This is a genomic window from Sorangium aterium, from assembly GCF_028368935.1.
GTDB lineage: Bacteria > Myxococcota_A > Polyangia > Polyangiales > Polyangiaceae > Sorangium > Sorangium atrum.
In genome coordinates this window covers 422,713-436,352 of sequence record NZ_JAQNDK010000001.1, presented here as the reverse complement: position 1 = coordinate 436,352, position 13,640 = coordinate 422,713, and the positions used below count along the sequence as shown (strand labels likewise).

The window sequence follows — 13,640 nt, the reverse complement described above, 5'->3', positions numbered from 1 at the left end:
TGAGGTGGGACGGTAGGCCCGGAGCGAGGGGGGGCGTCGCGCGGCACGGCGCGGGGATGGGCCGATGTCTGAGCCCAAGTGACAAAGCTCCTCCGGCGAAGCCGGAGGAGCTTTGTCACTTGGGCGAGTTCGGCGGGGCCCCGCGCCGTGCCGCGCGACGCCCCCCCTCGCTCCGGGCCGGGCAGCTCGCCAATGCCTCCCGCGCGGCCCGCCGCTTCAGGCCGCGCCGCCGGCGCCCATGGCGCGGGGGCGGACGATCTCGACCTTGCCGATGTGGCGCTCGTCGCTGTCGCGCACGATGAAGCGTAGGCCGAACTTGCTCACGGCCGTGCCTACCTCGGGCACCTTGCCGACGTGCTGCGTGATCATCCCGCCGAGGGAATCGTACTTTCCCTCCCGGTCGAGCTCGGCGCCCAGGTAGGCCGAGAGATCGCTCATCGACACGGCCGCGTCGGCGACCAAGCGGCCGTCGCCAAGATCCTGGATGGCGGCACCGTCGTCCGTCTCGTCATGCTCGTCCCGGATGTCTCCGACGATCTCCTCGAGCACGTCCTCCAGGGTGACAATCCCCGACATACCGCCAAACTCGTCGACCACGATCGCGAGGTGCTGTCTCCGGCTCTTCATCTCCCGGAGCAGAGAGGAGAGAGGCTGCGACTCGGCGACGAAATTGGCAGGGCTCCGCGTGATCTCCCGGAGCGTCGTGTTCTTGAGCCGGCGCTCCTCGAGGACCTTGAACAGGTCCTTCGCGTAGAGAAGACCAGCGATGTTGTCGGTCTGATCCTTGTAGACCGGATACCGCGAGTGCCCGCTCTCGGTGACGATCTCCAGCACCTTCTCCAGCGGAGTGGAGATCTCGATGGCCTCGACCTTGGACCGCGGCACCATCACGTCCCGCGCCGTGAGATCGGCGAACTCGAGCACATTCCGGATCATCTCCGCCGGCTCCCGCCCGAACAGACCAGAGCGCTCGACCTCATCGACGAGGATCTCGACCTCCGCCTCGGCAACCCTCGGGTCCGACGGCTGCTCACCGTCCCGCGGCCCCAGCTTGGAGCCGATCCAGCCGAGCGGTACGGCGAGCGGCAGCATGGCGATTTCGAGAGGGCGCAAGAAGCGGACCGCCATCGATGCGGCCCGATCGGCGTGCTTGCGGCCCAGCGTGGAGCTGACCTCGTAAAGGGCTCCGCTGACGACGATCGTGGTCGCCAGCCCGAGATAGAGCGCCGCGCCAGGGACAACCCGCCGGAAGAAGAGGTCGAAGCAGGCGGCCGTCAGGCTGGTCGATACGACCCAGCCGAGCAGGTAGCGGGAACGGAGCTTGGCGTCTTCTCGACGAATCCGCTCGTAGGCGGACTTCGTGGGGCCCGTCGCCTGCTCAATCAGGGCGCCGAGCCTCGTCGCGCTCAACGTCGTCAGTGCGGTGTCGGCACCGACGAACAGCGAGCCAAGTACAGCGGAGAGAACTGCAGCGCCGAGCGCTGGCAATGGAACGAAATCGGGACTCAAACAGAGGCTCCTAACGGACGAATCGTAACGGAACAGGCGAGGGGAGCGCAACCGGACCGGGACGCGAAATCTCAGGAGATGACGGAACCACGCGTTCTTGCCGCTCTCGCCCGAAGGCGGACTCCCCAGCTCGACCGATCCTGCCGAGCGCTTCCAGTGACATGCGCCGTAGATCTGCCGAAGTCCAGGGAATTGCCGTGTGCTGTGGGTTTCTCTTATCTAGCAGCATTCCCACGCATGTCGGGCGCTCCAGAAAAGCCGCGCAGGACGGAAAATCGAGTCGCTGATGGCGCTGGAAGGCCATCAGCGGCGCTCTCATCGGCGACCTCGGCAGCGCCGAGCGCCACGACAACTCCGTCCGGATCGAGCCATACAGCAGCGCCAGGGTGCGCAGGAGATAGCGAGAAGTCGGATTCCGTGAGCGCTTGTCCCATGCGCGCGCGCCGGGCGCCGTTCTCGGTCAGGCGGGCGACCGGGAGGCTCGCGGCGGCTGCGTCGGCGAGCGGGCGCAGCGACGCGCGCAGCACCTCGGCGCCGGCATCGAGGGACACGGCCTGCTCCACGGTGAAGCTGCCGCTCGCCGTGCGGCGGAGCGCAGACAGGTGCGCGGGGACGTCGAGGTGCGCGCCCAGATCGCGCGCCAGCGAGCGCACATAATAGCCCTTGCTCACCCCGAGCTCGAGATCGAGGGTGGCGGACGCAGCGCCCGCGGCCGGCGCGGCACCCGCGGCCGGCGCGGCATCGGCGGCCGGCGCGGCGCCCTCGGCCGGCGCGCCGGGCCCGCCGCGCGAGGCGCCGGTCACCTCGAGCGACCGGACCTCGACGGCCCGCTCCGCCAGGTCGACCGCCTGGCCGGCGCGCGCCAGGGCGTAGCTGCGCTGCCCGGCGACCTTGATGGCCGAGTAGGCCGGCGGCGCCTGCTCCCGCCGCGCCCGCTCCGCGTCGACCGCGGCGGCGATGCGCGGCGCCGCGAGCGCGAGCGCCTCACCGCCGGGAGGCCCGCCGGCCCCCGCAAGGGCGCCGAGCTCCGCGTCGAGCCACGGCGGCAGGGGCTGCGCCGCGGTGATCTCCCCCTCCGCGTCGAGGGTGTCCGTCCCCACGCCGAGGACGACGCGCGCCGTGTAGCGCTTGTCCTGCGCGGTCAGGTACGGGGCGAGCTTGGTGGCCTCGCCGACGAGCACCACGAGGACGCCGGACGCCATCGGGTCGAGCGTCCCCGCGTGCCCGATGCGCTTCACGCCGAGGGCGCGGCGCAGGCGGGCCACGACGTCGTGGCTCGTCGGCCCGCGCGGCTTGTCGATCACCAGCACGCCCTCCGGCCGCGCGCCCCTGCTCGTCGCTCGCTCGGGCTCGGCGGGCGGATCCCCTTCGGTCGTGTTCTCGGGCATGGGGGGAGGATTCGCCTCGGCAGATCGCTTCATCCGAACCAGATCGACTTCCGGGTGGCCAGGGTCTCGTCAATGAGCCCCTGGATCGTGGCGCGCACGCGCTCCGCGAGGCGCCGCACCAGGATCTGATCGTCCGCCGCCTCCGGGCCGTACGCGTCGAACCGCACGGGATCGGCCAGGCGGATCTTCCACTTGGTGGGCGCCGGCACGAGGCCCAGCGGCCCGAGCGCAGGGAACGTCGGGGTGATGGGCAGGTACGGGATGCCGAGCGCGCGCGTGAGGTGCTCGACCCGATAGAACAGCGGGTTCGTCTCCTCGGCCCCCACGATGGCGCACGGGACGAGCGGCGTGCGCGTGCGCAGGCAGAGCCGGATGAAGCCGCCGCGACCGAAGCGCTGGAGCTGGTACCGCTCCTTGTAGAGCTTCCCGCTGCCCTTGACGCCCTCCGGGAAGACCGCGATGAGCCGCTCGCCCGCGAGCAGCCGCTCGGCGTTCTCCTGGCAGGCCCGCACGGCCCCGAGCCGGTTCATGATCGTGCCGGCGAACGGCAGGTAGTACACGAAATCGTCGGCCAGCCAGCGGAGCTCCCGCCGCGCCGGGTGCTCCCGCCGCACCGCGGCCCGCAGCATGAGCCCGTCGTAGGGGATGGGCCCGCCCGAATGGTTGGACACGACGAGGCACCGCCCCTCGGCGGGGATGCGCTCGATGCCCTCGAGTTCGATCCTGAAATAGTGCCTGTGCAGGAAGTCGAAGAGCGACCTGTACCGGGCCTCGTACTTGGGATCGAAGCCGAACTCGTCGACCTCCTCCGAGCGGCGGCGCAGGCCGGCGCGGCCCCACTGCCGCAGGTAGAAATCGGTCGACAGGACGTCGCGCGCCGTCCCGGGCTCGGAGAGCGGCGGCTCGCTGGCGAAGCCGGCCGACGCCGCGGGCGCTCCGCCCTGGCGCGGGCTCCGCTCGGTCTCGGGCTCACCTCCCGCCGCGCAGCTCGCGTCGGGCGACGGGCCCCCGGCGAGCATCCGCTTGAGCCGCGCCTCGAGCTCCGTGATCTGGCGCTGGAGCTCCTCGGTCGTCACCGGCACCACCGGGGCGTGCCCCTCGGACGACTGCGTCTTCCGCCCGTCCGAGGGCTCCGTCGGGCCGATCGGCGCCAGGTACCGGGCCTCCTCGTCCTCGACGTCGGCGCTCGGCACGACCTGCCTGGGCCCCGTCCTGTCGGGGCGCCCGCGCGTCGACGGCGATCCGTTCCCTGCTTCCTCGAGCTCTCGATCGTGCTCCGTGCCCATCGCTCACCCCCCGAACCGCATCACGCAGGCGTCTCTTGCAGGAGGCGCACGTCCCGCAGCCGCTGCGCGCTTGTGTAATCGAGCAACGCCTCGCGCGTCGTGTAGACCGGCCGGAACCCCATGACCTGCGCCGCCTTCTCGCCGTCCGCCACGCAGAGATAGCGCAGGTACCGCAGGAAGCCGGGCGGGGCGATCGCCGCGTGCGCCGCCCAGAGCGCGGAGACGAGCGGCCCGGCGGCGCTGTGCAGCACGGGGACCGCCGTCCGGCCCGCGAGGCGCACGATCGTGGACAGCGGCAGCACGCCGTCGCCCACGATGTTGAAGGTCCCGGGAAAATCGCTGTCGATGGCCAGCTTGAAGGCGGCGATGGCGTCGACCTCGTGGATGAACTGCCACAGCGGATCGAAGCCGAGCATCGTCATGACCAGGCGCCGCGCCAGGAACCGGGTGACGTAGTTCTGGACCGTCGGGCCGAGGATCGGCGCGGTCCGCAGGATGGTGACGGTCGTGCCCTTGGCCTTCGCGCCGAAGGCGTTGAGCTCCCGCTCGGCGGCCATCTTGTCCGCGAAGAAGCGCTCGTCCGGGTCCGCCCGGAGCGGGTGCTTCTCCGTGAGGAAATTGGGGTTGGTCGGGTGCGCGCCGTAGAGGATCGTCTGGCTCCAGAGGATCAGCTTGCGCAGGCTCGCCTGGCGCGCGCCGTGGAGCAGGTGCATCGTGCCGACCGACTCGAGCTCGTGGGCCCAGGCGGTCGCCGGCGTGGGCGACGACAGGAAGCAGAGGTGGACGAGCGTGTCCACCTGCTCGGCCGCGAGCACCTCGGCGACGCGCTCCTCCGACGCGGGCTCCGTCAGGTCGACCGTGTGCATGCGCAGCTTGGAGCCGCCCGTGTCCGGCCGCTTGATGTCGATGGCCACCACGCGCGCGATGCGCGGGTCCTCCTCGAGGATCCCGATCAGGTTGCGCCCGAGGAAGGACGCTGCGCCGGTGAGCGCGATGACCCGGCCCCTCGAGCTGGGCGACGCGCGCCGGCTGGTCGGCGAGGACTCCGCCGCCGCGGACGCCGGGGGCTCGCTCCCGCCGGTCGTGGCCGCGCCTGCGGAGGAGGCAGGCTCCGCGTGATCTGCGCCGGCGGTGGAGCTTCGCTCGGCGGCGTCGTGGGCCGCGGCTTCAGGGTGCTCGGACGTGGGAGCCATGCGCGGGGCGCGACACTACCTGGTCGGCCGGCGCGCGCAAGCGAAGCGCGACCCTGGCCGGGGCCCGCCGCGGCGCTGTCACAACACCCGGCGCAGGACCGGATACGGCTCGAACGTGTGCACCTCGGCGAATCCGTTCCGCGTGAACGCGGAGACCGGGCCGGTCCACAGCTCCTCGTCGCTCACCGCCTCCTTCGGGCGGCGGGGCAGGGCCTCGAGGGCGCGCGCGCCCCAGGCGGGCGCGAGCTCCACCGCGCCCGCGACGAGCGCGGTCGCGACCCCTCGCCGCCGGTAGTCCGGGTGCACGACGGCGCAGCCGATCAGGAAGACGCCGGCGCGATCACCCGCGAAGCACGGAAGCCCGCGGTACAGGCGGCGCTCGTACGCCTTCGCCACGGCCGCCGCGGGCGCGACCTTGAGCCACCCGACGACGTGCGGCGCCTCCGGCGCGAGCGCCACGACGCCGCGCGCCTCGTCGCTGCCCGAGGCGAGCGCCTCGGCGAACTCCCGGCGGTTCTCGCCCTGGCCGTCCGAGCACCGCGCGAGCCACTCGTTGTTGGTGCCGCCGAAGTGGTAGTACCGGCAGTAGCAGGGCGTGCCGGCGGCCTCGAAGAGCGCCTCGAGCCCCGGGAGGTGCTCGGGGCCGGCCGCCGCCACGGTGATCGCGGAGCTCATCGGCGCGCCCCGCTCGTCACGCGTTCGACACGCACGCGCGCAGCCCGCGCACCGGGGAGATCTGCTCCCACGCGTAGGCCGCCTGGCAGAGCCGCGCCTCCTCCAGCGCAGGGCCGATGAGCTGCAGGCCGACGGGCAGCGCAGGCCCGCCGTCCGGCGCCTGCGCGGTCGCGCACGGGACGCTGATCGCGGGCAGCCCCGCCATGCTGGCGGGCAGCGTGTAGACGTCGGCCAGGTACATCGACAGCGGATCGTCCACCCGCTCCCCCAGCCGGAACGCGACCGTCGGCGAGACCGGCGCCGCGATGAGATCGACCTCGCGGAAGGCCTCGTCGAAATCGCGCCGGATCAGCGTCCTGACCTTCTGCGCGCGCAGGTAATACGCGTCGTAGTAGCCCGCGGACAGCACGTACGTGCCGAGCAGGATCCGGCGCTTCACCTCCCGGCCGAACCCCTCGCCGCGCGTCCGGCCGTAGAGGCCCTGGAGGTCCGCCTTCCCCCCGCGGTCGCCCTCCACGCGCAGCCCGAAGCGCACGCCGTCGAAGCGCGCCAGGTTGGACGACGCCTCGGCCGTCGCGACGATGTAGTAGGCCGCCACGGCGTACCGCGTGTGCGGCAGGCGCACGGGCTTGATCTCGCAGCCGAGCCCGCGCAGGCCCTCGATGGCCTCCCGCACCTTCGCCTCGACCCGGGCGTCGATGCCCTTCGCGAAGTACTCCTCGGGCACCCCGATGCGCAGCCCCGCGACGTCGCGGCCGCACGCGGCCTCGTAGGCCCCCACCGGGGCGTCGAGGCTCGTCGCGTCGCGCGGATCGCGGCCCGAGATCACCTCGAGCAGGCGCGCCGCGCCCTTCACGTCCTGCGCGAACGGCCCGATCTGGTCGAGGCTCGAGGCGAACGCGATGAGGCCGTAACGGGAGACGCGGCCGTACGTCGGCTTGATGCCGACGACGCCGGTGAGGCTCGCCGGCTGGCGGATGGAGCCCCCCGTGTCGGACCCGAGCGAGCCGGGCGTCATCCCCGCCGCCACCGCGACCGCGCTGCCGCCGGACGAGCCGCCGGGGATGCGCGACGGGTCCCACGGGTTCTTCACCGGCCCGAAGGCGCTGTTCTCGTTCGACGAGCCCATCGCGAACTCGTCCATGTTGCACTTGCCCGGCAGGATCGCGCCGGCCTCGCGCAGGCGGGCGACGACCGTCGCGTCGAACTGCGGGCGGAACCCGCGCGCCGGGTCGGGCGCCCTGGGCGCGCCGTCCCCGCCCGCCGCCGCCCGCGTGAGGATCTTCGAGCCGGCGGTCGTCGGCGCGCCCTCGGTGCAGAGCGCGTCCTTGAGCCCGATCGGCACGCCGGCGAGCGGGCCGAGCGCCTCTCCGCGCGCGCGCCGCGCGTCGAGCGCGCGCGCCGCCGCGACGGCCTGCTCCCCCTGCACGGTGAGGAAGGCGCCCAGCGCGCCGTCGCGCTGCTCGATGCGCGAGAGCGCGGCCCTGGCCACCTCCTCGGCGCTCACCTCGCCGCGCTGCACGAGCGCCGCGAGCTCCGGGATGGATCGATCGAGGATCGCTGCGTCCATCGGCGTCACCCCTCGTCCACGAACGCCGGAACGGCGAACCCGTCGTCCTCGACCCGCGGCGCCTCCCGCAGGGCCACCTCGCGCGGCAGGCTCGGCGCCTCCTCGTCGGCGCGGAGCGGCAGCCGCTCGATCTGCACGTGCGCCGTCGGCGGCACCGCCGAGACGTCGAGCTCCTCGAGCTGCCGGACGTAGCTGAGGATGTTGCCGAGATCACCGGTGAGGCGCTCGATCTCCTCGGCGGAGAGGTCGAGGTGGGCGAGGCGCGCTATCGTCAGCGCCTCGTCGCGGCGGAGAGGGGGCGAGTCAGCGTTCGACATGGGCGCGCCCGATGTAGCACCGCCGGTTCGGCGGACGCTAGCGCCGCGCGCCCCCGAACCTGGCCGCGGTACAAAAACGGTGATAACGGCTGCCGCGCGCGCGTCCGGTCGTTCTCGGCCGCCCGGGCAAGAGCCCCGCCCCTCCGCGCGTTGTTCGCGAATGCAGTCCCCGAAAACGCCCTTCCTGCGCCGCGAGCGCATCGGCCTCCTCGTCCTCTGCGCGTCCGCGGCCGTGGCGATGTCGTCCGCCGTCGGCCGAGGCGCCCGCGACCGCTCGACCGCGCTCGCCGCGGAGCTCGCGGAGCGGGGCGTCGCCGCGGCGGCGGGCGACGTGGTGTGGGTGGATCCGCCGCGCGGCGGCCTCCACCCGTTCGGCGTCGACGCGCGCGCGGTCGCGCGCGGCGTGCGCGCCGGCGGCGAGCGCGGGGAGCCCACCGACCTGTACCTCGTCGACGCGAGGCTCTCGCCGGAGGGCGTCCTGCTCGACGTCTCGGCGATCCACAACCTCACCGAGACGAGCGGCGCGGACGAGTCGAAGCCCGTGCTCCGCGGCGAGGCCCTCGCCTACGTCTCGCGCCCGCTGATCGAGGCCGCGTCGCCCACGGTGCACGTGCTCGATCTGGACGGGCAAGAGCTCTCGGGCGGCGCGGACTGGTCCCTCGTCGAGCGGCTCCAGCACGCCGTCACGAGCTGGCAGGCGACAGGCCGGCTGCGCGGGATCGGCCGGCGGACCTTCGTGATCGACGTCGCCGAGGAGCCGCACCCCGAGGAGCCGGGCGCCGAAGAGCCGCGCGCCGAGGAGCCGCGGAGCCGCCGCGGCCCGGACGCGGGGGACGTCGCCGTCGCCCTGGAGGACGACAGCGCGGTCGTCGTCCGCGCGGGCGGCCGCGAGGCGCGCCTGCCGGTGCGCGGCGCGGACGACGCGGCGCTGCCCGCGTGGATCCGCGCCGAGGCGTCCGAGGTCGCGCGGCCGGGGAACCTCGTCACCTGGGCGGTCGACCGGGTGCGCCTCGTGATCGGCGACGCCGCGATGCAGACGGTCAAGGCCGTGGCGTTCACGGCGCTCGATTTCGTCCTCCGCAACAAGGAGGCGGTGACGGGCGACACCGGCGCGGAGGACATCGCCTCGGACCTCGGCCAGAGCGAGCTGGATCCGCCTGTCCGCCAGATCCCGATCGATCCCGAGATCGGCTGGCCGCCGGCGCCGCTCGAGCCCTGGGTGACGCCGCCGCTGCCGGGCGAGGGGCAGTGGAACCCGCAGGGCGGCGACGCCTTCGTGCGCCAGCTCGACGGGCTCCCGCCGGCGTTCATGACCACGTTCCTCCGGACGGATCGCTCGCGCAAGGCGACGCGCGTCTACATCGCGCTCTGGGACCCGCGCCAGGTGGAGCTCCACATGATGGCGGGCACGGTGGAGCCCAAGGGCGCGACGGGCGAGGCCGGGCCGGGGCTCATCCCGCGCACGCCCGAGGTCATGAAGCGCGTGGTCGCCGCGTCGAACGCCGGCTTCCAGGCGATGCACGGCGAGTTCGGCATGATGGCCGACGGGGTGATGTACCTGCCGCCGAAGCCCTACGCCGCGACGGTGGCCGTCCGGCGCGACGGCAGCACCGTCTTCGGGAGCTGGTCGGAGGACGAGACCGTCCCCGAATGGATGCTGTCGTTCCGCCAGAACATGACGGTCATGGTCGAGGACGAGAAATTCAATCCCTTCGGCCGGACGTGGTGGGGAGGCACGCCGCCCGGGTGGGCCGACAAGACGCACACGGTCAGGACCGGCATCTGCCTGACCCGCGAGCGCTTCGTCGCCTATTTCTATGGCGCCGACGTCAGCCCCGAGGCCCTGGCCCAGGCGATGATCCAGGCCCGTTGCGCCTACGGGATCGCGCTCGACATGAACGCTGGCCACAGCGGGCTCGAGTTCTATCGTGTGGCGCCGAACGGCGAGCTGCCGCCGCTGGGGCGCCCGCTCCAGGGGGAATGGGAGACCGAGGGCGACGTCTCGGGGCTCTCGGGCTACCGGTTCCGCGGCCGCCGGCTCATCCGCGGCATGGGCCTGATGAACTTTCCCCGCTATATCCGGCGGGAGGCGCGCGACTTCTTCTACATGACCCTGCGCCACCTGTTGCCGGGGCCGCCCTTGGCGCCCCGCGCGGCGCCGGCCGTGGCGGGGGAGGGCGCCTGGCGCACCCAGGGGCTCCCGCAGCACGGCTTCCCCTATGCGCTCGCGCTCACCGAGATCCGCCCCGATCCCGCGCGGCCCGACGTCCGGTTGCGGGTGCTCAAGGTGGATCCGCGGACCGTCACGGCCGCGCCGGTGGGCGAGCCCGGGGCGCCCGCGCCGGCCGGCGCGGGCGCGACCGTGGCGGTCTTCAGCGACGGCGCCGCGACGCACGGCGCGGTGCAGGGCGAGGGATCGAGCATCTGGCACTCGGCCGGGTCCTTCTCCGCCTCGCCGACAGCCCCGGTGCGCGGCGCGGTCCGGGTCGCGACGGGGGCGCTCGGCAGCGCGAGGGCCGTGGCCGCGCTGGGCGTCAACGACGAGGACGGGATGCTGATCTACGTCGAGCGGGTCGCGGCCGGGCCGTCCAGCGCGCCGGACGCCGCGCTGGCGCCGGACGCATCGGCGCCGCCCCCGGCGCTCGTCGACCCGCACCCGCGCGACGCCAAGCTGCTCCAGGATTTCCTGGCGGGGCTCGGCTGCTCCTCGCGGATCTACCTTCCCCGGCCGCTCACGGTGGCCCTCGGCGGCGATACCGATCTCTCCGGCGCCGCCGTCCACCCGCCGTCAGGTCCGCGCGCCGTCCGGCTCACGCGCGCCGAGGCGCCCGGCGCTGGCCGGATGTTCGAATCCACACCGATCGTTCCGCACAGCGTCTGGTACCCGCTGCAGCAGAAGCGCGTGCGGTACTTCAAAAAGCCGAAGAAAGAGGAAACGCCTGACGGCGATCACTGAGCGGGGCGGCGCCCCGGCCCTTCCCTGACGTGCAGTAGGCGCTTGTGCGCTGACGGCCCGACGGACTAATACACGGCGGTCGGTGCATCGATTGCGATCCTTCGGAGCTTGCGACATCTCGGCGCGGATCTGCGTGGGCTCGCCGGGCGGGGGCGCGCGCGCGATTCGCGGGTGGTGGATCGCGCGCAGCGTCGCATTGCGGCGCGCAGCGGACGTCGCGAGCGCCGCGGACGTCGCGCGCCGCATCGCCGGCGGTGGAGCGCTGGATCCGCGCGAGATCGCGGCGCGCGCGGCGCCTCGCCGCCGCCGAGCTCCTCCCGATGGCGCTCGCGAAGTCACCGGACCAGCGGTACGCTGCAGCGGATCAGGCGATTGCAGCGCGCTCCGAGCTCGCCCGCGACGAGCGCTTGTACATCGGGTTCACGCTCGTCGCGCGGAGCAGGCGCGATCGTTTCCGGGACGCCGTGGCGAACGGCGCCGCATATCCTGAGGAGTTCTCGAACATGGCGGACAACAAGGGCGGCAGCGATCTGGACGTATTCGAGGGGCTCGCGAAGAAGAAGTCGCCCGCCACGAGCCCCGCCCTCGTGCCTCCCTCGCCGCCTGCGCGGTCGCGCACCCTCGTCGGCGCGGCGGTGCCGCCGCCTCCGAACCATGCGGCCACGCTCCCGAGCGGCGTGCCGTCTCCGCTTCCTCCGCCCGTGACGCAGAAGGGGGCCGGCCCGTCGTCGCTCCCGCCGCCCGTGCCGTCGAAGGGGACGAGCCCGGGGTCGCTCCCGCCGCCCGTGCCGTCGAAGGGGACGAGCCCGGGGTCGCTCCCGCCGCCCGTGCCGCCGAAGGGGACCGGTCCGGCGTCGCTCCCGCCGCCCCTGTCGGCGAAGGGGGCCGGTCCGGCGTCGCTCCCGCCGCCGTCGCTCCCGCCGCCGGCCGTGACGCAGAAGGGGACCGGTCCGGCGTCGCTTCCGCCGCCCGTGACGACGAAGGGGACGAGCCCGGGGTCGCTTCCGCCGCCGATGCCTCCGTCGGTCAAGACGGGCTCCCTGCCGCCCGTGGTGGCGCCTCGGTCGCGCCAGCCGTCCCTGCCCGCGATCAGCGCCCCGGCCCTGCCGTCGAAGAGCCCGCTGCCGCCGGCGCCCGTCAGCGGGGCCCCGAACTCGCTGCCTCCGGTGGTCCCTCCGCCCGTGCGCCTTCCGTCGGTGAAGCCGCCGCAGAAGGCGGGTGACGACGCGAAGCCTCGCTCGGCCAAGGGCACCGCGGTCGACATGAACTGGGACGACGACGAGGAGTCGACCCACGTCTACGACAAGCAGGGGAACGACTACAATCATGGGCGCTCGAGCGCGCTGCCGGCGGCGGGCTCACCGTCGATCCCGAAGGCGGCCGCGGCGCTGGTCGCGAGCTCTGGCGGCGCGGCGTCGGCCTCGCGGGTGCGCACCCCCGTCCCGGCGCCGCCGCCGATCCCGAGCGCCCCGCCCGCGCCGGCGATGCCGCCGGACCTCGGGCTCCGCGCGCTGTCGCGCAAGGACGAGCCGACGGAGATCCGCCCGCGCCACGTGGTGCAGCAGGGCGCCGGCAAGGCGGGCGTGCTCCTCGGCGGGCTCGCGCTGGTCGCCGTGCTCATCCTGGCGGTGGTCCTGCTGGTGCCGAAGAAGGGCGCCCTCACGATCGACCTGAAGACCCCGGGCGGCAGCTCCGTCGACCGGGCCGAGATCTTCCTCGACGGCCAGAAGCGCTGCGACACCGTGCCGTGCGTCGTGCGCGATCTCGAGCCCGGCTCGAAGGTGGTCAAGATCCTCGCCCCCGACTTCCCGCCGCGCGACGCCGTCGAGATCGTCGAGGGCGGCAAGGAGAAGGTCGTCGTGATCACGCTCGACGCGGCCAGCGCGGAGCGGTCGTCCACCAGCGCGTCCACCACGACCGGCGTGAAGGCGTCGGGCGCGCCCGGCGTGAAGGTCTTCATCGACGGCGAGGAGAAGGGCGCGCTGCCCGTCGAGGTCAGCGTCCCGCCGGGGGAGCACAAGATCCGCTTCGACGGCGGCGAGCGCTTCGAGCCCCTGGAGCAGACGGTGGACGTCGGCCAGGGTCAGATGAAGGACCTCGGCGCGGTCGCGCTCAAGGTGCTGAAGGGGCAGGTGACGCTGGAGCTCGCCACGTCGGGCGCCTCGGTCAAGCTGGTGAGCGCCAAGGGCACGGAGAAGAAGCTGCCCGATTCGGCCTGGAAGAAGCCGCCGGTCAAGGTGGATGTCGCCGCGTCCGAGCGCTGGAAGATCGTGGCGACGAAGAAGGGATACAACGACTTCTCTCAGCCGATCTCGTTCGAGGACGGGCAGGCCGAGAGGACGATCCGGATCGCGCTCGACGAGGCGCGCAAGTCCGAGCCGGCCGCCGCCTCGCCTGCGCCCGCGCCTGCGCCGGAGCCGGCTGCGCCGAAGTCGGAGGCCGTGGCCGCCGCGCCGAAGGCGGAAGCGCCGACGGAAGCGCCGGAGCCCGCGGCTGCTGCCGGCGGTGCGACGCTGAACATCAACTCGATCCCGGTCTCGAAGGTGGTCCTCGACGGGCGGCCGCTGGGGAGCACGCCCAAGGTGGGCGTCAGCGTCCCTGCGGGGTCGCACACGGTGATGTTCATCCATCCGGATCTCGGGAAGAAGTCGGTCACCGTCACGCTGAAGGCAGGCGAGACGAAGACCGCGGCCGTCAAGTTCGAATGAACATTCAGCCGCCAGGGACGCCGCGAGAGCCGCCAGGG

The 13,640-nt window shown here is 73.4% G+C and carries 10 protein-coding genes; 2 read left to right on the top strand and 8 right to left on the bottom strand.

The window, feature by feature from the left end:
* Window positions 1-216 precede the first annotated feature (216 nt).
* From POL72_RS01400 to gatC, 7 genes are all read right to left on the bottom strand, one after another.
* Window positions 217-1,509 (bottom strand): hemolysin family protein, encoded by a 1,293-nt coding sequence (locus tag POL72_RS01400; RefSeq protein ID WP_272093104.1) that lies wholly within the window; start codon window positions 1,507-1,509, stop codon window positions 217-219.
* 215 nt (window positions 1,510-1,724) lie between these two features.
* On the bottom strand, window positions 1,725-2,930 hold the full coding sequence (locus tag POL72_RS01395; protein WP_272093102.1) for a tRNA pseudouridine synthase B: 1,206 nt from the start codon (window positions 2,928-2,930) through the stop codon (window positions 1,725-1,727).
* Complete coding sequence (locus POL72_RS01390; RefSeq protein ID WP_272093101.1) at window positions 2,927-4,183, bottom strand: lysophospholipid acyltransferase family protein; 1,257 nt, start codon at window positions 4,181-4,183, stop codon at window positions 2,927-2,929. Before POL72_RS01390 ends, POL72_RS01395 begins: the two co-directional genes overlap by 4 nt.
* Before the next feature lie 20 nt (window positions 4,184-4,203).
* The gene (locus POL72_RS01385) at window positions 4,204-5,376 is read right to left on the bottom strand and encodes an NAD-dependent epimerase/dehydratase family protein (RefSeq protein WP_272093100.1); all 1,173 of its coding nucleotides are present in this window, start codon (window positions 5,374-5,376) and stop codon (window positions 4,204-4,206) included.
* 78 nt (window positions 5,377-5,454) lie between these two features.
* Complete coding sequence (locus POL72_RS01380; protein ID WP_272093099.1) at window positions 5,455-6,051, bottom strand: GNAT family N-acetyltransferase; 597 nt, start codon at window positions 6,049-6,051, stop codon at window positions 5,455-5,457.
* Between the two features lie 16 nt (window positions 6,052-6,067).
* Window positions 6,068-7,621 (bottom strand): Asp-tRNA(Asn)/Glu-tRNA(Gln) amidotransferase subunit GatA, encoded by a 1,554-nt coding sequence (gene gatA / locus POL72_RS01375; protein ID WP_272093097.1) that lies wholly within the window; start codon window positions 7,619-7,621, stop codon window positions 6,068-6,070.
* Between the two features lie 5 nt (window positions 7,622-7,626).
* Window positions 7,627-7,938, bottom strand: coding sequence for an Asp-tRNA(Asn)/Glu-tRNA(Gln) amidotransferase subunit GatC (gene gatC, locus POL72_RS01370; RefSeq protein WP_012236913.1), 312 nt, complete (start codon window positions 7,936-7,938; stop codon window positions 7,627-7,629).
* 160 nt (window positions 7,939-8,098) lie between these two features.
* Between gatC and POL72_RS01365 the strand changes: the two genes are divergently transcribed.
* Complete coding sequence (locus POL72_RS01365) at window positions 8,099-10,894, top strand: hypothetical protein (RefSeq protein WP_272093092.1); 2,796 nt, start codon at window positions 8,099-8,101, stop codon at window positions 10,892-10,894.
* Between the two features lie 364 nt (window positions 10,895-11,258).
* Here the strand turns inward: POL72_RS01365 and POL72_RS01360 are convergent, their stop codons facing one another.
* Window positions 11,259-12,158 carry a hypothetical protein gene (locus tag POL72_RS01360; protein ID WP_272093091.1) on the bottom strand — a complete coding sequence of 300 codons (900 nt, stop codon included), beginning with the start codon at window positions 12,156-12,158 and terminating at the stop codon, window positions 11,259-11,261.
* Here POL72_RS01360 and POL72_RS01355 point away from each other — a divergent pair.
* Window positions 12,157-13,602, top strand: a complete 1,446-nt coding sequence (locus tag POL72_RS01355; protein ID WP_272093090.1) for a PEGA domain-containing protein — start codon at window positions 12,157-12,159, stop codon at window positions 13,600-13,602. The genes POL72_RS01360 and POL72_RS01355 overlap by 2 nt on opposite strands.
* Window positions 13,603-13,640 lie beyond the last annotated feature (38 nt).

Coding starts and splice junctions, on each gene's coding strand:
- POL72_RS01395 (WP_272093102.1), bottom strand. CDS start 2,930: ATGAAGCGATCTGCCGAGGCGAATCCTCCCCCCATGCCCGAGAACACG.
- POL72_RS01390 (WP_272093101.1), bottom strand. CDS start 4,183: ATGGGCACGGAGCACGATCGAGAGCTCGAGGAAGCAGGGAACGGATCG.
- POL72_RS01385 (WP_272093100.1), bottom strand. CDS start 5,376: ATGGCTCCCACGTCCGAGCACCCTGAAGCCGCGGCCCACGACGCCGCC.
- POL72_RS01380 (WP_272093099.1), bottom strand. CDS start 6,051: ATGAGCTCCGCGATCACCGTGGCGGCGGCCGGCCCCGAGCACCTCCCG.
- gatA (WP_272093097.1), bottom strand. CDS start 7,621: ATGGACGCAGCGATCCTCGATCGATCCATCCCGGAGCTCGCGGCGCTC.
- gatC (WP_012236913.1), bottom strand. CDS start 7,938: ATGTCGAACGCTGACTCGCCCCCTCTCCGCCGCGACGAGGCGCTGACG.
- POL72_RS01365 (WP_272093092.1), top strand. CDS start 8,099: ATGCAGTCCCCGAAAACGCCCTTCCTGCGCCGCGAGCGCATCGGCCTC.
- POL72_RS01355 (WP_272093090.1), top strand. CDS start 12,157: ATGAACTGGGACGACGACGAGGAGTCGACCCACGTCTACGACAAGCAG.
- POL72_RS01360 (WP_272093091.1), bottom strand. CDS start 12,158: ATGTCGACCGCGGTGCCCTTGGCCGAGCGAGGCTTCGCGTCGTCACCC.